Consider the following 20,434-nt stretch of genomic DNA (forward strand, 5'->3'; position numbering starts at 1 on the left):
AAATTTATACTAAACGGTTCTCCCCGCGAAGGCGAGGATCCATTTCTGAACTCGCTATAATGCCAACTGAGGAATGACAAAATTCTTTAACTTAATGCCAGTGTTTAAGCGGGAGTCTCTATTGAACTCGATTGGTTGGACAGAAAGACAGAGTCTTTTTCGACTCATTCCTTTGATTATCAGTATTTCATTCGCAATGGATGTTTTCGTGCCGGCGATTCCTTCCATGAGCCGTTTTTTTCATACTGATAATACAATCATGCAGGCAAGCCTGTATGTGTTTATGTTTACCGTGGCTTTAGGGCAATTGATTACCGGGCCTCTGGCGGACAGGGTGGGGCGAAGGAATATAGCGCTTGGCAGTGCGGTGCTCTTTTTTATTGGCTCTTTTCTTTCAACCTGGACCAGTTCTGTTCATGCGTTAATTTTCACCAGAATCATTCAGGCTGCCGGTGCATGTGGTACTTATCTGGTATGTTTTATAATCGTCAGAGATAATTTTTCAACACAGGCATGTGCCCGATTATTCAGTATCTTATCAGGAACCAATTCAATTATCGCCAGTAGTGCACCGGTTATTGGCGGTGTATTACTTGATCTGACCCACAATTGGCACAGCGGTTTTTATTTTCTGACCCTGCTCGGATTGCTGATGACTGTCATTGCTTTTCGTGGAGTTCCAGATTATCAATTCCCAAAACCCAAAACATCCTCAGCCAATTGGTGGCAGGCAATGAGGCCAATGATAAAGAATGCTGATTTTCGTCGATACACGCTGGTTGCCTCTTCCTGTTTACTGGGATTGTATCTGTTTTGCGCTTTATCCCCGGGAATATTGATCACGCAACTTCATTTAAACGGCACAGAATATGGTATGTGGTTTGGTTTAAACGCAATGACCATGTTTTTTACCAATATGCTTGCAGTGCGATTCACTTATTCTTATCCACTGGAGACTATAGTTCGTTGCGGCATTATTATCATGATTGCTTCCTGCTTAATGATGACAGCGCTTAATTTTGATCAGTGCAGTGTATTACGATTTATGCTGCCTATGATTTGTTTAACGATAGGCATTGGAATGAGTATGGGATCTGCCACTGCGCTCGCGTTGAAGGATTTTGAAACGCAGGCAGGTACAGCAACTGCCCTGGTAGGCGCTTGCCAGTTTGGCCTCTCTGGGTTAATGGGAGTTATCACCGCTCAGGTAACACCGGGACCTTTGAGTTTAACGATTCCTGTCTTTTGCTTCAGTGCATTGGGGCTTATTCAATTATCGAGATTTGGATGGAGGCTAGGACGTGTTTTTTAAAGCTTGAAGATTATGCCAGGGCAGGGAGATCCCTCGCTTCGCTCGGGATGACGTGAGGGGCGGGATGACGTGAGGGGGCGGGAGGAACGTGGTGAGGCTTGGGATGACATAGAGAGTTACAAAAAATTTGTTATTTCTGGTAAAATGTTGCCCATGATGTCTCTATTCGACCGCCAATCGTGTTCCAGTATTTTCAACAGTTAATAAGCAAGGCAAATCGATTTCCTTTATCCGAAGTAAAGTTCAAGCGTCTGACTTCACTGGTTTTACCTTTAGCCCCCCAGTTTAAAAACCAGGCGTTTCCTCAGGCCAATTGGTCATTGACAAGGGTATCCAATCAGGGTGGGGTGCAACAGCGGCATCTGGTATTACCGCGTTTTAATCGGGTAAATGAACGTTGCTATCTGCAGGATGATGGTTTGATTGGAAGCGGAGTTGAAGTAGAGAAGCTTGAAGTTCTTTATCAATGTAAAAATTTGAATCCTGAGCTGGCTCTGGACAGGCTTTTGATTGGACTTCACCCTAATCAGGTAGTGTCGGTAATGGCACTGCCAAGACCCGGTAACAGTATGAAGCTTTGCAGGGCGCTTTCAGGGAATGAATCACTCGTTTCTATAAAAGATTTGCATAATCCAGACCAGGTGAATCAGCATTCCTATCAATTCGCGCCTCGCGCAGGCGCTGATCCAAGAGCGCGGGCCTCTTTGCAGGTTCGTTGTGATAATGAAGCGGATATCAGGCGTTTGCAATGTTTCATGACGGGTATACAAACCCTGGGTGGTTTTAGTCAGCCAATAACAGCACTTTGGGAAGACATTCAAAAACAAATGGAATCTCAAAGTTCCTGGATGATTCAAGAGGATATTCCGGTGGTTGCTGAGCGGATGTTGTTTAACGGTTATCCCAATGGAATAGCCGATTTACAGCGGCAAACAGCCATTTCAAGCTTCCATCCCGACGATGTGCTGAATTATCCAAACGCAATTCCGGCTATTCACCTGGCAATCCTGGCTCAGAATGAAGAGAAAGTAGAGCAGTTGTTGAGGAATGATCCGATGCTGGTCTATCAGCGCTGTCCCGAAGGTCGATTGCCGATTGAACTTGCCGAGTTCTGCCTTAACGCGCCTATAGTGGCGCAAATTTTCAATAGCTGGCAAGCACTTCCAAAATCAAGACAATGGGCTTCGCAGCGTTTTATTGAGGCAGCGAATAATATGGTTTCCGATGAGAATACTAATATTCAGATATTTGATGAGGAGTTTAAACAAAGCAGAAATCGTCAGTATTTCCAGAAAAGCCTGCCCTGTTTTACAGATCCTTTGGCTATTTATCAGAGCAGTCTATCGCAAGATAACAATAAACTGAATGAAGAGTGCGAGAGGGAAACCGCCGATTGGATAGCGATGGAATCGGCTTGCCTGTCAGGGAGTTTAGAATTGGCAAAAGCTATTTTTGCGCAAAGATTGCCTCTTAGACTGACATTATTCAAGGGGATTTTGTCAGGCTATTATCCTATGATCGAGAGTGCCTTACAGGATAGTCTGTCAGTTACCGACTATGAGATGCAAGCTAAGATTCCAGAACGACTAAGACATTTATTGCGGCTGCAAAATGAAATGATGAAAGTCCTTAGCGATAATGGCAAACGATATGAACAATGCCGGCTTATTTTTGATAGAGAACTGGAGTTATGGACAAATATTCGCGATGCGGTTCGGCAAAGGGATGCCCTGCGCCTTAAAGTTATCAGCCGAAATCATTTCAATGAGAAATCAGGGAGAAGTTTTAAAGCACGCATATTATTTGAAGATAGCGATTGGGATAAAATTGAAGATTATTTAAAGGATGAGGCGCTGCTTTTTGAACATTTCGATATTTATCTTGCTCTGTATCAAAAGCAAACATCAAAAGCCCTTGCGCTTATCCGTGCCCAATTGCAGGCTATTCGCTCACAGATTGAGCACATTTCAACTACGAAACCTCAGAGGTCGGAACGCGGATTGCTTCATCATCAGGCAATACTGGGTGTCATTCAGAATTTTGACTCATTTATTGAAGAAAAGCATGCATTTGATCAATATAAGTTGATAATTAAAGAGATTGTGAGCCGTCAGGCGACTCACCATAAAGAGTACTTGCTATCCGCGCAGCGGCGAATGACCTCGCTTCCTGAACGATTGATTTTTTATATAAATAGTCTGGTAATTGATACGAGCTCTCTGGAAGACCTTGAAGCAGATGTGGAAAAATACTTAAGTCTTGATTTGACAAAAGACAGGGATCTTCTTCGGGTAGTCTGGGCACCTGTTGCGAAACGAAAAAGGCTGGATCTTGGAGCATTGGCTGAAGCGTCAGCAAACTATAAAATGGTATGTAAAGTCAGGGATGAGAAAATTTTTCAGTTATTCAGTGCCTGTCTAATCTGGCAGACAGGCTCACAGGTTTATCTGCAAAGTCTGAATGTAGAACGGTCAATACAGTTTCCTTCATCAATCCTGGCAATGTGTGTAAGAGATAGCAGTGGCTACAATGCCGGTCAGGCGCTGCGTCATTACTCTGCAAGAGATGATTTTCGCCTTGATTCGATTATTAAAAGCAATTTACTTAGTTATGAAACTCAGGACTCCTGGGGGTATACGCCTTTATTATTGGCTGTTGCCGCCAACCAGCTTGCAACGGTTAAATCATTTTTTGAACAAGGGATTGGAGGGGATATCGTAGTTCCTTTAAGGAGAACTGATGGTTTATATTATAGCTTGCTTGATAATTCCCCCTCGCGTGAAATGACCGCTTTACTACTCCACTATTATTTAAAACCCGAATTTATCTTTTCCTGGAAGGAGGGGATGGAGGATAAGTTGCAGATACTACTTATGTATCATCATCATTTAAGCCATGATGCGTTCGGTCAGAGTCTGCTTGATTATATTGCCGCAGGTCATCACTATGATTTGGCTTTGCTTGATGTGATATTGGAACATCGGGATAGTTTTGTGCAGGAAGGTCCCTATGATCCTGAAATGCCTGTGGAAGTACAAAAGCGCTTTGAAAAGCATAATGAGACCATTGCTTTGAAAATAAAAAGGCTTGCTCAGCGGCAGGCTAGCCTTCAAACATATAGTTTTTTTCAGAAGAGTCTTCCTTCACTGGGTTTTAAGGTGAAAGAAGAGGAGGCTCCCGCCAAAGCATTTTATTCCTTATTGAAAACAACCGCTGAATTAAACGCAGAAGAACAGGATACACTGGCGGGAGTCTTTGCACGTCAATTTGAGTTACCCGGAGATCTTCAGTCTTTCCAGAAATTGCTGGTGTTTTTTAAAGAAAAAGTACTAAGCCAGCCTGCTTATATATTTGATGTATTTTACGATAGCCATGACCTGCCGGTCGCCTTTTGCTGCTTTAAAATAAAACAGGTTGATAATCCTGTTTATGGTCGTTTTAATGTGATTTATGCGTCTATTGCAGCCTGTGAAACACAGGCTGCCCGTTATAATCTGCTGACTTCATCGTTCAAGATTGTATTAGCCGCAAAAAAAATCAGTGATGCTCAAAATATTCCTTTAAAGTTTTACGGGCGTTTTGGCCGTCCGGGAATTGCTTATCTGCTTATTCCAAAAGAAGCGCAGGTTTCCACCAAATATCATCAGCTCGGGAACTTGGTGCAATTTATAGCAGGTTTATTTGATAATGCCATTGAGAAGGATGGATCCTCTTTACCTCCAGTGCAATCCAAAGCCGTTCCTGCGGGCAGAAACGCCAGGCTTGAGGAATACAATTATTTACTTAATGAGTGTCTCAAGGCTCGAGCCAATGCGTCCTTGCCTTTGATTTTCGAGGTGGACGACGTGGTTTATCACAGTTGGCTCAAGAGATTATCTCAAACCTGTGCTGTGACGGAGTGTTATATCGAAGAGCTTGCCAGAGATGAAAGACTTGAGCCACATCCTGTAGTGAGCACAGACTGTGAAATCGCTTTTCCAGGCAGAAGTTGTTAAAATGCAGGAGTCACAATCGATGAGGACGGTATGAACCTCAAAAAAATCTATCGTGAACATCCCTGTTTTAGCCATGCTCAAGCATTTACTGAGCTTTGTGAGCCGCTTAAAAACCTGGGAATCACTCATTTTTCCCATGTTAGTGTAAGCAGAGAAGGGCGTTTTTCTTTCATATCGCAAAATCCTGATTTTGTTGCTCATTATCTTGAAAATACCTACTTTGATTTCGACGTCCATCGAATCGTCCCGTCGCGGGAGGAGCAATACTTTATCAGAGATTTGCAATGCCTGACCGGGCGAACCAAAGCCTTGCAGGAGGCATTTAACCAACACGGCTTTGGCCATTCTTTTACTATTCTTCGCTTGGGAAATGGGGTTGTGGATGCCTATAATTTTGCAACCCGTTTGGGAAATAACGTCATTAATGGCCAGTATCTCGAAAAGCTTGATTTTTTGAAGCAGTTTTTGCTCTATTTTCACGATAAAATCGACACGCACTCTGATTTAAAAAAAGCCTATGGATTATCGCTGTCCTTACAAAAACAAAATGCAGGATTTCAGGAGGAAAGACCTGTTTGCAAAGATGCTCTGATTTTGCCTTTTCTTGAACGAGTTCCTGTCCCAGGAACGGGTTCTTACCTCACCTTTCGTGAATATGAATGCATGTGCTGGCTTGCCAGAGGAAAAACGCAACAGGAAATTGCCGACATTTTAATGCTCAGTTTGCGCACTGTGAAAGCACATGTCGGGCAGGTCAGGAAAAAGATGGGCTGCGAAAATCAGTTTCAGTTAGGGCTGCTGTTATCCAGACTGGAATCGTTAATCACAATAACCCGAGATAACGCCAGTAAGGAATAGAGGCATAGATAACTGCTATTTTGGCGATGGCCAATAAGGCGTTGGTAATCAATACTGGTTTCAGTTCAAAATTTTGCTGCTGATTAAGCAGTTTTTTAAAACAAAGAAAATAGCTGGATTGATAAGGGAATATCCAGGATTCAGTCGCCATGAGAATCACAAAGGCAATGATCCATTGATTGACGCTTCCACTTGCCAAAACAGGGGCTAGCAAGGTAAAGGCAATTCCCGGGGCAATCATAGTGCCGAAAATGATACACAAGAGCCAGCTCAGTGCGAAGAGTAAGAATATGAAAATAAATATATTCTGAGAAGCAGGGCTTAACCAGTTATGCACTTGGGCAATCCATAAGGGAAGCTTCATTCCATTGATAAATTTCATAATGCCAATCATGGTTGCCAGGTAGCATATAAATTTCCAGTTAATATGATTGCTAAAGTCTTTCACTCTTAAAAGGCCAAAGCAAAGAGGGATAGATGCGGTTAACAAGGCAATAAACAATGGGTGTACTGGCAGTATACTTCTTAATGCCAGACTTGCGATTAGCACCGCTATTGAAAGCAGGGAGGCATACTCTTTTGCAGATATTGGTCCAAGCTTGTAACAGGTTTTCAATAGACTGAAACGTTTAATCTCTGGAACTTCTGGCGCTTTATAGGCGATGGAATGGATTAGAAAAAAAGCAGCGACCAGTAATATCCCCGGAAAGGCTGCAAACGAGAGCCAGACCAGCCAGGCGTTGGAAAGGCTGTCCGAGGAGGACATTGCACTGAATAAAAGATAGTTACTTGATTTGCCTGTTAAAAATACCGTTGACAATAAAACACAGCCGCTAAAAGCAGCATTGGCCATGGCATTCGCTGCCTTGCCTTGAGGTTTATAACCGCTAATGGAGACAATATTATCCAGAACCGGCGCCATAATCGCCACTCGAGTACTTTGGACTGAGAGTATTGGAGTCATCAGCAGTCCAATTAAAAACAAGAGTTTTTCAAGGCAGGCTGGTCTGTGAGCAAATCTTAGTAATAACAGAACAATCATTCTTTGAAAAATCTGTGACTTCTGAATGACACAGGCGACGATAAAAAAAGACAAAACAATGTATACATTCCCGCTAGTAAATCCCGACATAATAAGGACCTGGGATTTCTCGGGAATAAGTAAACTCGAAGCGAAGGTGATTGCTGAAAGCGTATACTCTGAAATTAAGCCTATGCCGGTCAGGAAAAGAGCCGCAATAGAAATAGTAAGAAAAAGCTGTTCTTCCATACCAGAATAAGCAGGCATAATCTGAATCGATTTGAATGAAACCAAGGAACTGAGAAGGCTTGCAGCAAGACCCATCGCGAGAAGTGTTTTTACTAATAACCCGGCTGACAAGTGTTGTCGCTTTGAATCAAAAAACTGCATATCAAATTCCCGCTAAAGCTTATTCTTCTTATTCATCTCCCTGATTGTGGTTTCATCCTGCGCCTTTGAGTTTAGTTAATAAAAATAAAGACGGATATTGTACTAAAGTGCAATCTGGCCATTATGTCGAGCAAAGAACGTTTGATTTTATAAGACAAAGCTTAAGTTTTTATTAAATGGCTTAAATTGGTTTTAAGAGAAAGACCGCTGCCTTGCTCCTGAATAGTATATAATTTGAACAGAACGGTCTTGTGAGCAAGCGGTTGAGTGCATTGTCATTTTACATTTCGGTATCCGGCTTCCATCATGTGAATGGAAAATATGTCAGATCAGATCATGACAATTCAGCAGCAATAACTTACTCAGACTATTCAAGTCTAATGAAACGCAAGAGGTGGTTGTAAAAAATAAATAAAAAACCAGGACACAGGATTATAATGTTCTGCGTATCAAATTGATTGAAACTCAAACCCGCTTGTGACACTATCTTTTTTTGTGATGCAGACCTCTTCACACTAGTTAAAAAATAAACATAAACCAGGATTTAAGTGATTTGACGCGCTTAGCCGTTGAAAACGAGAGTGTACATTAAACTGTGTCCTTACTCACAGGCACGCCGTCATCTCGAACGCAGTGAGAGATCTCCCAAATCTGACATGGCATGACACAGTTTGATGATGACTCTCTTGAAAACCGATTGTAAAAGGCATTTTTCCGATGAAGATAAGAAAATTAAGCTACTCAGAGTTTGGAGTTGAAAAACAAAATCTATTGGCGGTATTGCGTGAGTGGCAAAAAAAGCAAAAAGAGCATACTTCAAAAAATCTTTTCAACTCAACCAACTCGAATTTGCTTTATCATTGGAGAGAATCTGTTAACGATATGGTAGCTTATTTAGAGAAAGATATTTCCGAGGAAGGCGCCAGCAGATTTAAAAAAAATGGATTTTGTTTTCTTATCGCTGAGGATAATGGGGAAATACTGGGCGTGGCTTTTAGGAGGGGGGATATGCACTTATAAGTCACAAGCCAATGAATTTTTTGGGGCGATGGGTCGATATTTTGAAATAAGCGAAATGCTCATTTCAGCATCCTGCATGCTGTCCCGATGTTATCCTCAAGAGGAAAACTTACAAGCGCATAAACAAGTGGGGAAAGAGTTGTTAATCGCAATGGTTGATCACGTCAACTCTTTAGGAAAACAATGCCGTGTTTTGGCAAGACCCCATTTCAATAATGAGACCGCAAAGCAGTTTTTTTCAAAACATCTTTTTAAGCAGAGCGGTGGTTGTATAGGCTATAGCTATACACTGGAAATAGAACACTTCAAATGGATTGCTAAAGCCAGACACCGGGAACTGATTGCAAAAGAGTACACTTGGCTTATTGAGGATTATAATGTTTGCGAAGATAAACGCTCTTTTTATATGTAGTCTACAAAACCATATAAAAATTCAGACTCATCCGTTAGAAATTTTTTATCTATCTCTGATTCATTCAAATAGCTTGTTTGCATAATAGCTTGTTCAGGACTCCGCTTTTTTTCATTAATTAGATAAAGAATTGCTTTAGCATGACTCTCTGTGAAGGGCTCTCCAGCCTCGCAAGGTTGCCATTTCTGTAAGTGTTTTTTAGAAACCATTCCTTTTGAATCACGCATGGTATTTATCATTGCCTGATTTAATTTAAAAGGAGTGGCAAAAAAAGTGATTAGATCCGGGGATGGTTCCTGAGGTAAATAGGGGCTTTGGCTCGAGTCTGATCCAGGTTTCTTGTGGAATTGCTTGATGTACTCTTGTTTTTTGAGTTCTAGATCGTTGATCAGAGAGGCCGTGTGTTCTGAGAATGACATGATTGACCGCAGGTAAAACATACCAGAGGAGTGTGTTATACAAGTCTCCTCATCTACCACAGGAGGAACAACGTCCCCATTAAGCTGAAGTTTCACTTGAAGCCTGTAGATTTCTTCGGCAGGCACTTCATCAGAAAACCTGAGAAAATATTCGCCTGAATCAGTTTTGTGGAGAGTGCATGCGTATTTTTTTTGCATTGCCTGCAGTATGGTATTGATTTGTTCCTGAATTAAATTCTCATCAATAAGCGATGGTTTGCTCGCCCTTACTGCGGATAGTCTGGATTCCAGATATTTCTTATGGGCATTTGGATCATCTATATCAATTATTGGGTATCTATAAAATTGCGAAGTGGAGAGGGGTAACGGTATGTTGATTTTCTCTAGCCTATCCGCAATAGCTCTGTAATATTCATAGTATTCCTGAAGGAGATTATTCCCTTCCATCCTCGTATGCAGATTGTAGAAAAATGCCAGATTAATAAAAATACCCTGTTGATTTACATCAATAAATGGCAGAGACTCCCAAGGTATCACTGCAGGCACTTCAATAGAGTTAAGCATGTTCTGAATTGCTTGAGCTCTGAGAATCTGCTCTTCGGATGCATTCATTACAGACATATAATAGGCAGGGGATTGTAAAATGTTTTTGGATAAAATTTTCAGGGCCTCAGCAGCACTCACTTCAATTTGATAGAAAAAATGATCTTTTTCTATTAGAAGTAAATAATTCTGATGCTTAAAAAATCGCTTAATGAAGGTCTGCACGAACTGATCATCATCAGAATAGCTGAAGATTTTCAGACATGTGCTTCCAGGTATCATACGGTTATGCGTTTGCAGCCAACCGAAGTCCTGCGTTAATTTTGAAAGCCTACTTATCGTTTCAAATTGCTCTCGATGAAAGGCCAGCAAATCTGAAGCTGTTATGTTAAAACTAAGTCGAGTGCCTGCACTATCCAGAATCGGATTGAGGTTGGCAAAATACTCCTTGTAAGATTGCGCAATGTAGCAAGAATAAAAAACATAACTAGTGGTTTTTGCGCCCATCGACTCGATATACCCTGTGGGAAGATCTATTTGTGAAAGATTGTAGTGGTCATTGGCATTCTTAAATTCACTAGTCTCCATGACTTCTTCACGGGATAGGGCTATTAGAGCCGGACGGTGTTTTGGATCATAGGAAAATAACCCAACATGAATCCCTTGCCGTGCGAGAAAACCCTGTATCTCCAACGCATCCATTATGCTTGTGTGTGACCTGGTATTTAATAACACACCGGTAATATCTTCCATTTGGGCAGCCAGAAGTGCTTCATTGTTTATTAAAACGCCAAACTCCGTAACTGATCTTTTTTCCAGATTTTCCTTCACTTTACCGGAGGTTGTTTTATAAGTGGTATGGCTAGATTTTATCCTTTCCCGCTGCTCTAAGATTTTATTTCTTAACTCTGGAACATTTTTCTTCACTTTAGCTGTGTATTGTTTCAACGAATGGTTTAATTCATACAGTTTTGCATAATCAATTTCTCCGTCTGGAGTTAACATGTCTTGATTAAGGGTGTAGGTATAACTCCCAATCCTTTTTAGATAGTAGAGATCAGTGCTCATATCTGACTTGCCAGCGAAATGACATTTTACGCGATGTGAAAACACAACGCCCCCTATATATTTCCAGGCTTTATTACAATCAGAAGGAACTTGACCTATAAGAGCAATTAGCACATCATTGAGAACAAAAGTGGCAGATAGGAGGCGGGTTTTCGGGCCGTCAGTGGTAATGGATAACCAATCATCTCGCATAAACCGCGATGCCGTGACCTGACGTATAAATACGCCCTCGTTATCATTATTATAATCACCGATCACTTCATCAGGGCTCATGAATCGGGGGGATTGTTCTTGGGTGAGAATAATATGAGCGGCATACTTTTTCTTTAATTCTCCTGGCAAGCTATTAAAAAAAGCTTTATTCATTTGGATGAATAGTATTTTTGAATAATTAAAGAGTACAAAAAATAAAGTTTCTAACCTGTGCTCAACGGCTCTATTCATTTCGGTGAAACCGATTAGACTCATTTTTTGCCAATGCTTATCCAGCTTTAGCTGTACCAAAAATTGGTTCCATTTTTTTTCGTCGCTGTCAGTTAATTCAGACAGCTTTAATTCGAGTGTGTTCAAACTATAAATCTCTGTTTAATGCTTGCGAAGATAAAAGTTCTTCAGGGATGCTGCGGTAATTATTTATAATTAGCGAGCTTTAATACCAATTCAATTTGACTCGAGCATCTCAATTTGTTTTTCATGTTTTGGATGTAAAATTCAATCGTACGAACCGATAGTCCCAGCATTCTGGCAATCTCCTTCACTCGCATCCCATTCAGTAAAGCAAATGAACATTCAAGTTCCCGCTTTGATAATCGAGGTTGTTGAGCATTGGCAATCTTTGACTTATCGGCTGGCTTGATAATTAACTTCTCCCGGCTGGCTTGTTCAAGCAAGCCTTTTGCCTGCTCTTTAAACTGCAAACCGTATTGATGCAAACGATCAAGATTGTTTAAGTAAAATTTGTTAATAATCGACTTATTATTCGTGTGAGTCCCAAAACAAAAATATTCAATAGAATCGTCCTGTCGTACTGCAATTGAAATCCCATTGGAGGTATCAAAATTAATTGCAGCATCGAGAAGCATCTCCGGGCAATCTTCTGTTAGCCAGATAAAATAATTAACAGGCTCTGTGAGATAGGTACCTGGCACCGTCAATTTGTTAAGATAATCTTTTTTAAAAAAATGCTCTGTCCATGCTCTGTCGCTGGAAAAACGAATGACTGTGCCGTCAAAATACATACGGTAATAATTAAATGCGGTAATCTCATGTTGTATCAGATGAGGAATCGTGAGTGCATGAACTTCTTCACAAGCACTTAATGCGATGGGAGTATGCAAAATGACTGACAGGTTATTGGACCATGCAGCATTATAAACAATTTAGTTCATTGTGATCAAATTGGGTTCATTTGCCAGTGTTACCGTAGTTCTACGGTATCTCAAATATCAGCTTTTCTCTTTATAATGAGTCTTTTTTTATCATTGTGGCAAAATATAATGAAAGATAAGTTGGGGAATAATTCATCGAGTTCAAATAAAAGCAAGGATGGCGTTGAAAATACATCGCAGGCTACTTCGGATAAAGATCAATCGAGTGTAGCAGTCATTTTATTTGGAAAAACACCTCCTCCTGCTAATACACCCCTTGACATGTTATATCGAGGAGAAGGGGATAGACTCTACACTAAAATTTTTCAAGAGGGATTCACTGCGCGCGGAACGGATATGGACTTATTGGCTCATGTGAATCCTGTGGGCGAACACTCTTCTGCTACCAGTGGCTATATTTCTACAACAACATCCAAAGACGTCGCCTTAACATTTCCCAGGACTGTTACTGAGACTAGATTTCTCTATGAAATTAATCCTCAACGAAATGCCGTTGACGTTAATAAAGGATTGCTCTCTTACGTAGCTCAAGGAAAACTTGATCTAGATGACTATGAATATTATAAGCTTGAAAAGGAACGGGCTGTCCCTGAGAAAATACGATCGTCTGACATTAAAGGAGTCTGGCAAGTAGAAATTGTGGCCGGGAAATCGGTTTACTCTTCTTCTTTTTCTGTAAAACAGGATTCATTTATTCCCAATCCTTCGTATATCCCTCCTACATCTACGGGTCAGAAACTTTGGTTTGCTGGGAAAATGCTTGGCCGTACGATGACCGGTGTGGGGATTCTACTGGACGGAGCAAGTCTGGTCAACGAATTTCAAAAGGGCAAGGAAACAAACAACTATGATGGGTTTTTTCGTGAGAGTGCTCGTGTCGCAGGAGGCTGGACGGGAGCTGTTGCTTTAGGAACTGCGTTTGCAAAAGCAAGTGCTGTAGCATGTTCTCCCTTGACTCCAATAGCTCCCTGGGCTCCGCCGCTTTGTGGTTTAGTGGGCGGTGCTGTCGGATCAGTCATAGGATATACGGGGGGCAGCCAAATTTCTACATGGGCTTATGATATTAAAAAAACTCAGCCTAAATCTGTATCAAGTATTCATAATAGCTATCAATCTCAAGCCCAGACTAACCTGGTCAGTCTACGCACGCGTGATAGTGCAATGAACTCTTTTGCGCCTGCCTTCCATTTTCAGAACAGCGATTTTTACTGCCCGGCCTTATTCCTATTATTCACCCTATTTCAGCCGTTTTTCTTATTCAAGCAACACTTACCCGTATCATTTTTCTTCGTTGAGCCAATTTAATACCTATAGTTTTTCCAATCAATTCTTATTTCGTGATACTAAGGTTCGCGATGCCGTCCAGTATGCCATCCGAAGAGAAATGCAGGGCACAACGCCTAATATTTTTTCAGCGTATTTGACTGCCCAATCGCAATTGGGTGCAGGTTTTTTATTAAGTTTATCGGAGTTTCGTAGTGTAGCTGCAAGTACTCATCTCATCACGAGCTACAATAATTTTAATCCGCGTTCAAATATGCGAGATGTAGCCAATTTCTGTAAGGATATTGGCGGTGTTGCCACTGAAGTTGCCCTTATTGAAGACTTAATTGACAGTGATGCTCATGCCCTGGCTTCTGATTATGTGATTTGTTTTCCTTCTGAAAACTATCCATTTTCTGACAGACTTCTGACACAAATACAACAGGAATTGGCAAGTGCGTATTTTACTCACAAAACCACGCCGTTTTTTAGTTTACATTTTAATGATCAGGGATTTCTTTATCCAGTTATTAATCCGGCTTTTGAAAATACCCTGGTGGGTGAAGTGATTGGTTTTTTAGATTACTGGATGAAATGTTTTCTCAATGGCGGTGCTTTTGATAGCAATTTTTTAAAGAACTGGCATCACAGCGCCAATTGCGATGAAACATTTCTGCGAAGTCATTTAATTGATCTTAAAAAATATTGTGCAGAGCATTGCAAGGAGATGGATTATTTTTCTTTACGTGAATTATTAAGCCGTCATGGATTAAAGGACCAAGTCAGCCAAACGACATACAAACAGCCTTATAGAACTTCGTTTCGCATAATTGCTTATCAGGAAAAAATTGAGCGTCAAGGCAATGTATTCATTCCGCATGCTAACTTTCGGGTGGAATACACAATCGAACCGATGCCCGATTATAAAAAATATCTCGAAGATTATCGTAAGGAACACGGCTGTTATCCGGAGGATTATCAGCATGTTCTCAATTGCTATGAACTCTATGCCCAGGAAATTCAGGAAAAATTGCCAAAAATCCCTTTTTGTCGTGATTTCTTTCAACTTTTAGGAATTATGAATTTCTTTTGTTACTTCAATACAACCCTGGATAAGATGGGTAAAATGCCTGTCTTTTCATCACCAATTGATCATTCCTATTCAGCGTTTCCCAAAGCATTGCCGCCAATCCCGGTGCGTTATTACCGGCATTATCCGATTACGATAAAATTCGATGAGGTATTACAGGCACTTTCAAAAGAAAATACATTGTTTGATACGGCTTTACTAAATTTATTTAAGGAGAAATTAACAACTCATTTGCCAGAGGTATTTGTTTCAAAAATTCGCGGCATTATTACTCAATTAATAAATGATAAGCTTCGTCCTCATTTTGAAGGTAAACAGGATTTAGAGTTAAACGATCATGAAATTGAACGGATCACCAGGCTGGCGAGCCAATTTTTATTGGTTAATTTATTAAAAGCAAAGCAGGAAATTCATCAGTCTCTTAATCAGGAGATAAAGAGCATGTCGGTTTCATTTGCAAAAAAGTGGCGCTTTGTATCTTTACCCAGGAAGCTGGAGAAAACAAAGACTTTACTTTCAAAAAAACTATCTTTTCTAAAAGAGCGCTGGGAAGCTGACCCCGAATTGGCAAAAACAGAAATATATCAGGAGACTCCAGAACCTTTACATGGCGAACTTGATGAGCTTTTTAAAAAGTTAGAGGTTGAAATACGAAAAGAAACTGAAGCGCTTGTCGAAAAGGAAAAAGAAGATGATGCAGTTTATGTTAAGAATGAAATAGAGCGATATACTCAAGAGAAATCAGAAGAATTAAATCAGCTGATTGCTGAGCTTAAGCAGAAAGAAGAAGAGGAACTCAACAAACAATATGCTGAAGTAGAGCAAATTATTAATGAGCAAGCTAAAAAGGAAATCGAAGAGGCCAGGCAAGTTATTCTTAAACTTGAGGAAGCAAACAATTTTTGCAATCAGGAAATAAATCTTGGTACCCAGGCAATTACGCGATTAAATGAAGTGATCTCTCAAATGAGGCAGCAGGCTAAAGCTGGTGCCATTCAGCAAGGTGCTGCGCTCGAAGCAGCACTTAATAAGAGATTTGCCGATGAAGCGGTTCAGGCAAATGCAGAAATTGCGAGGCTTCAAGGATTTATCACACAATTAAATCAAAATAAAACAACTGAGATTGCTAAAAATCCACAAGCTAGCCAAGCACAAATTAAAGCGTTTTCTGACGCGATTGATGAAAAAATTAAAGGCATTAATCAAGCAATAGCTGAAATTGGTAAAGCAATTCTTGAAGGCCGAGTTAAAGTGGCCTCCGATATTTTAAAAAACAAATATGATATTCAACAGGAAATAAACAAAAAATTGCAAGTCTTTTGTAGTGAGCAAGAGACAAAAATTAAGACTATAAACGAAGAAATAATCAAATTAAAGAACAGTATTGACACTAACAATCAAACCTTGGGTAAAATAAATAAAGCAATTGAAGATGCTCCTGTAAAGAAAACCTCCGAATATATCAAAGCCAGAGTAGCAATTCGTAAAGAAATTCAAGCCCAGACAGCTCAATTTATTGAAAAGGAGAACTCCCGGCTAGCCATAATTACAAAAGACTCGATTGCCAGCTTTGTGCAAAAAAAGGAAAAGTTGCTTGAGGAAAAAATAGCACATATTCAAGACTCTGCATTAAAAGTTCTACAGCTAGCCTATAAAACGCAGATATTCCTGATCATTGAAAATCTGTGTCAGAAAAAGCTGGAAGCGTTAACAGAGCTGCAAGAAGACATCCGTCATTTTAGCCGTCTGAATAAATTATTAAGCAGCAACCCTAAAATTACAGAGCACCTTGTGAGCAGTGAGTATACACAGGCCTTTCTTTGTTTCAACCAGAACGACCTGGGTGATAATGTGAAAGTTGTGGGAGGATGCGGCATGTCTTTACCCAATATAAAAAGCAGTGCCATTCACAATGCCGAGGCCTTCTTAAATGCAGTAGAGTTTGCCTGTCCTGAACAACCTGAACAAGTCAGCCATTTCATGTTTGAGGGGCAAGGATATAAGCTATTTCGAGTTAGAGTCAATAATAAACAATGGACTGAGAATGTCTCACCCCGGGCAGAAAACATGTTGAATCTGCTGGAAGAAATGGCTGAAAATGAAAACGCTGCTCTCGAAGTCTCCCCGGAATTAGCAAGAGAGCCGCTTGATGCAAGTGGTGCAAGCTTTATTCATTATGCTGCGGGGCTGTTACCTGAGCCGGCATTCAGTAAAGCATTAGGCTCAACAGTTCATCCAAAAGACCAGTTCGGTTTATTGCCCATTCATACTGCAGCCGTTAGCGGGAATGCCGAGGTCGTGGCAAAACTTGCAGCAGATAGTTTGCAACGAGAAGCGAAGACTAATCGAGGAGCCACACCGCTTATTCTTGCTATTGAAAATGGTCATCTGGCTGTCGTAGAAAAACTGATTGAATGTGGTGCCAATGCCAATGAACACTTGGCAAATGGCCTTTTTCCTCTTTATCTGGCCATTCAAAATAATTACCCGCAGCTAGCGGTCTTATTACTTGATAAAGTAGACAAGCTCGATGTTAATGCACATCCTGACAGCGGCATGACGCCGTTGCATTTGGCCATTGAAAATGGTTTGGACGCTGTGGCCTTACTCTTGATTACGAAGAATGCGGTACTCGATTCTCGCCGGAAAGCCGATGGATTTACAGCATTTCACCTGGCAGCGCAATCAGGCAAAGTGGACTTGATGAGGGCCATGCTTGCTACTGGATTATCAATCCATTTAGCTCTCGAATCCCAAAAAACAGGCTTGCACCTGGCTGCTGAAAATGGTCATCTGGAAGCAGTTTGTTATTTGGTGGAGCAGGGAGCAAGCGCAGATGCCAAAACCACTGATGGGGAAACTCCTTTAATGCTTGCCATTCAGGCAGGTTATGAAGATGTTGCACTTGAATTAACAAAAACTGCGATTGTCAATACCTGCAATCAGCAGCAACAAAGTGTTTCTCTTCTCGCTGTTCAACACGCGATGCCCAAGGTGGCAGATGCATTAATTGCCAGAGGTGAAAAAGTAGAGCAGGTCGATCGCCATGGTTATGATTATGTATATTACTTAACACGACAAGGGGATTTCCATCGATTAATGGCTTTAATCAATGGAAAAATTGTTTCGCCAGGAAAACAGTGAAAATCTTGTTGCCATTGCTGCAAAATATGGCCATTTCCTGATTGTTTATGAACTTCTCGATCGAGGTATTTCCTTTAGAAGTAAACAAGGTGATTTAAGTTTAATTCATTATGCGGTTATTGCGGATGAAATTGCATATTTACAGGAATGGTTAGAGGAGCATGCCATTTCTGATGCTAATGTAAATGGCAAATCCTTAGCTGTTTTTGCAGCGGGTGCAGGAAGTCTACGCTGCCTTGCTTATTTACTTAAGCAATCCAAACCCACAGCAGATGAAGCTCGACAACTAATTCAAGCCTGCTGTGAAAATAACTATCGTTCAGCACTGGATTTAGTGATTCCTTTTATTGCTGACATAAACCAGACTTTGGATGATAAAAATAATACGGCTTTACATTGTGCAACTCGTCATGGTGCTGTTTCAACTGTTCAAATGCTACTGGGCCTGGGTTGTCATGCTCAGGTTCGAAATATTGAGAATCAAACCCCATTTCATATTGCGGTTCTGCAGGAAGATGCTCATCTGTTAAAGCGATTGTTTAAACAAACTAAACCGCAGGAATGGCCCGATGATTTGTCAACGGAAAACAGCAGTTCTCGCATTACTAAAATTATCGATAAATACAGAAAACGATTACCTGCAAATCTTACTGCTAACATACCCTCTGATGAGAAAAATCAGGAATCAAATAAAAAAGAATTAAGGTCCACTAAATTTAAACCTTACATCCAGAATATCCAGGCTTTATTAAGCAATCAAGCCTTTGATGATGCGGCTGATTTATTTGAAGAGCAACCGGATCTGATACAGATTTTTAATTCTGAACAGGGCGCTGTGCTTTTTAAAAGTCTATTCCAATCGCTTTATGATTTATCGGATGCAACAACTGATGCTGGCAATTCTCATGCACGCCTGCTTGGCTTACTGAAAAAAAATAAAATAAACCCAGCTCAACATCTTGGGAAAGAGAACGTCTTATTAGCAATTATTCGAACAGGAGATGAGAATTTAGCCTGCTATCGACTCAATGTATTGGCTACTTATTTTCCTGAGTCGTTAAGCCTTTTAGCGAATGCTAAGGTCAGCCCTGATTTCAAAGTCATCGAACTGGCATTAAAGCTTAATAAATTAAAACTTTTTGCACGTCTGGATGAAGTTTGTTCCGACGGTTTAACTGAAAACAAGCATTTTTCCGCATTGCATCAGGCAGTGCTCGCGGATAGTTATGGTCTGGTGAAAACCCTTTTAAAGCGCTATTCGGCCAATGTAACCAATACGCGAAAACAAACCCCTCTGATGCTGGCTGCATTAAAAGGCAATCTGCGACTGATGGAGTTGCTGCTTCTTCATGGCGCATCTGTTGACAGTTGTGACCTGGAAGGTCAGAGCGCACTATACTATGCGATTCTGGGAAAATCAGAACAAGCTGCCTTAACATTATTACCTCTGCTTCGCTTTCCTAATCAAGCGAACCGAAAAGGCTGTACCCCATTATTGCTCGCTGCAGGTCAGGGGCTTTTAGCAGTAGTTCGATATCTCTGTGGGCAAAAAAATGCAATGGAGATAAGGGATCATCTGGGGCGAAATGCACTACACTATGCCAGCATTCATGGTCAGGTCAGCGTAATAGCGTTCCTGTTGCAACAGAAATTTGCTATTGATGCGAGAGAAGAGCCTCAAAGTCTTAAAAAAATCAGGCAGTCCAGTCAACGCACACCCCTACATCTGGCCGCCTTGGCTGGAAAAATCGAAGCGGTCATTAAATTAGTCGAATCAGGGGCGAATCCTGGTCTTAAATGCCGTTTCGGCAAAACAGTGACAGAGTATGCAATTTTAAGTAAGAGCACTCCCATGCTTCAGCTCATACAACAGCTTCCTTTTTATCACGATGAGGCGAACGATCAATCTCTTATCGAGGCCGCAGCAATCGGTAATCATGAAGAAGTAATGGAAGAGCTCCTCCTTGACGGTGTTAATTTCAATACGCTTAATGAGCATGGTCAAAATGCCTTGCATCTTGCAGCGCTTTCCAATGCGGGTAATGTTGCTGAATTGTTAGTAAATCATGAGGAAATTGCAATTGATTTGCCGGACCTGGCTGGTAACAGCCCCATTCATCTTGCCGCTCATCGTGGCTATGTACGTATTTTAGAAAGTCTTGTGAATGCAGGCTGTACGATCAATAAAAGGAATGCAAGGCAGGAGACCGCCTTGTTCATTGCTTGTGAGCAAGGGAACTTGGGGGCGGTGTGTTTACTAGTCAAGCAGGGAGCGGATACTGCGCTTGCTAATGCACAGGGTGTCTTACCTCTTCAGGCTGCTCAAAAGGCAGGACACAAAGAGATTGTTGATATTTTACAAGTACTGAAACCAGAAAGTACTAACTCATTCAGTGTATTGTTGAAGCGTTTTGGTCTTTATCAATGTAGGGCACCCAAGCCTCATACTGATACAAATTACAAAGAAGAAATTAACTCCCCAGTTGCGTCATCCTGAGCTTAGCGAAGGAT

11 protein-coding genes are annotated in these 20,434 nt (G+C 41.0%); 8 read left to right on the plus strand and 3 right to left on the minus strand.

Annotated elements, in window-relative coordinates:
* The first annotated feature begins 121 nt into the window (after positions 1 to 121).
* The 3 genes from E1O89_RS01565 (at position 122) to E1O89_RS01575 (ending at position 6,165) form a co-directional block, all read left to right on the plus strand.
* Positions 122 to 1,312: a multidrug effflux MFS transporter gene (locus E1O89_RS01565; RefSeq protein ID WP_133138623.1), complete on the plus strand. Its 1,191-nt coding sequence runs from the start codon at positions 122 to 124 to the stop codon at positions 1,310 to 1,312.
* 179 nt (positions 1,313 to 1,491) lie between these two features.
* The gene (locus tag E1O89_RS01570) at positions 1,492 to 5,307 is read left to right on the plus strand and encodes a hypothetical protein (RefSeq protein WP_133138624.1); all 3,816 of its coding nucleotides are present in this window, start codon (positions 1,492 to 1,494) and stop codon (positions 5,305 to 5,307) included.
* 30 nt (positions 5,308 to 5,337) lie between these two features.
* Positions 5,338 to 6,165: a helix-turn-helix transcriptional regulator gene (locus E1O89_RS01575; RefSeq protein ID WP_133138625.1), complete on the plus strand. Its 828-nt coding sequence runs from the start codon at positions 5,338 to 5,340 to the stop codon at positions 6,163 to 6,165.
* On the opposite strand, the gene E1O89_RS01580 is transcribed toward E1O89_RS01575, so the two are convergent.
* Positions 6,131 to 7,576 (minus strand): SLC13 family permease, encoded by a 1,446-nt coding sequence (locus tag E1O89_RS01580; protein WP_133138626.1) that lies wholly within the window; start codon positions 7,574 to 7,576, stop codon positions 6,131 to 6,133. The genes E1O89_RS01575 and E1O89_RS01580 overlap by 35 nt on opposite strands.
* Positions 7,577 to 8,293: 717 nt before the next feature.
* On the opposite strand from E1O89_RS01580, the gene E1O89_RS01585 reads away from it, so the two are divergent.
* Positions 8,294 to 8,596: a hypothetical protein gene (locus E1O89_RS01585; protein WP_133138627.1), complete on the plus strand. Its 303-nt coding sequence runs from the start codon at positions 8,294 to 8,296 to the stop codon at positions 8,594 to 8,596.
* 76 nt (positions 8,597 to 8,672) lie between these two features.
* Positions 8,673 to 9,008, plus strand: coding sequence for a hypothetical protein (locus E1O89_RS01590; RefSeq protein WP_133138628.1), 336 nt, complete (start codon positions 8,673 to 8,675; stop codon positions 9,006 to 9,008).
* Here the strand turns inward: E1O89_RS01590 and E1O89_RS01595 are convergent.
* Both E1O89_RS01595 and E1O89_RS01600 read right to left on the minus strand, forming a co-directional pair.
* Positions 8,999 to 11,506, minus strand: coding sequence for a hypothetical protein (locus E1O89_RS01595; protein WP_133138629.1), 2,508 nt, complete (start codon positions 11,504 to 11,506; stop codon positions 8,999 to 9,001). The two genes, E1O89_RS01590 and E1O89_RS01595, sit on opposite strands and share 10 nt — an antisense overlap.
* Before the next feature lie 161 nt (positions 11,507 to 11,667).
* Complete coding sequence (locus E1O89_RS01600; protein ID WP_262337363.1) at positions 11,668 to 12,375, minus strand: helix-turn-helix transcriptional regulator; 708 nt, start codon at positions 12,373 to 12,375, stop codon at positions 11,668 to 11,670.
* Positions 12,376 to 12,534: 159 nt separating this feature from the next.
* Here E1O89_RS01600 and E1O89_RS15585 point away from each other — a divergent pair, with 159 nt between their 5' ends.
* From E1O89_RS15585 to E1O89_RS01610, 3 genes are all read left to right on the plus strand, one after another.
* The gene (locus E1O89_RS15585) at positions 12,535 to 13,731 is read left to right on the plus strand and encodes an enterotoxin A family protein (protein ID WP_262337364.1); all 1,197 of its coding nucleotides are present in this window, start codon (positions 12,535 to 12,537) and stop codon (positions 13,729 to 13,731) included.
* 3,136 nt (positions 13,732 to 16,867) lie between these two features.
* Positions 16,868 to 17,923: an ankyrin repeat domain-containing protein gene (locus E1O89_RS15590; RefSeq protein ID WP_262337370.1), complete on the plus strand. Its 1,056-nt coding sequence runs from the start codon at positions 16,868 to 16,870 to the stop codon at positions 17,921 to 17,923.
* A complete protein-coding gene (locus E1O89_RS01610) occupies positions 17,892 to 20,420 on the plus strand; it encodes an ankyrin repeat domain-containing protein (RefSeq protein ID WP_133138631.1) in 2,529 nt (842 codons plus the stop codon). Before E1O89_RS15590 ends, E1O89_RS01610 begins: the two co-directional genes overlap by 32 nt.
* Positions 20,421 to 20,434 lie beyond the last annotated feature (14 nt).

This window comes from Legionella genomosp. 1, from assembly GCF_900640215.1.
In the GTDB taxonomy this organism is placed as follows: domain Bacteria; phylum Pseudomonadota; class Gammaproteobacteria; order Legionellales; family Legionellaceae; genus Legionella_C; species Legionella_C quinlivanii_A.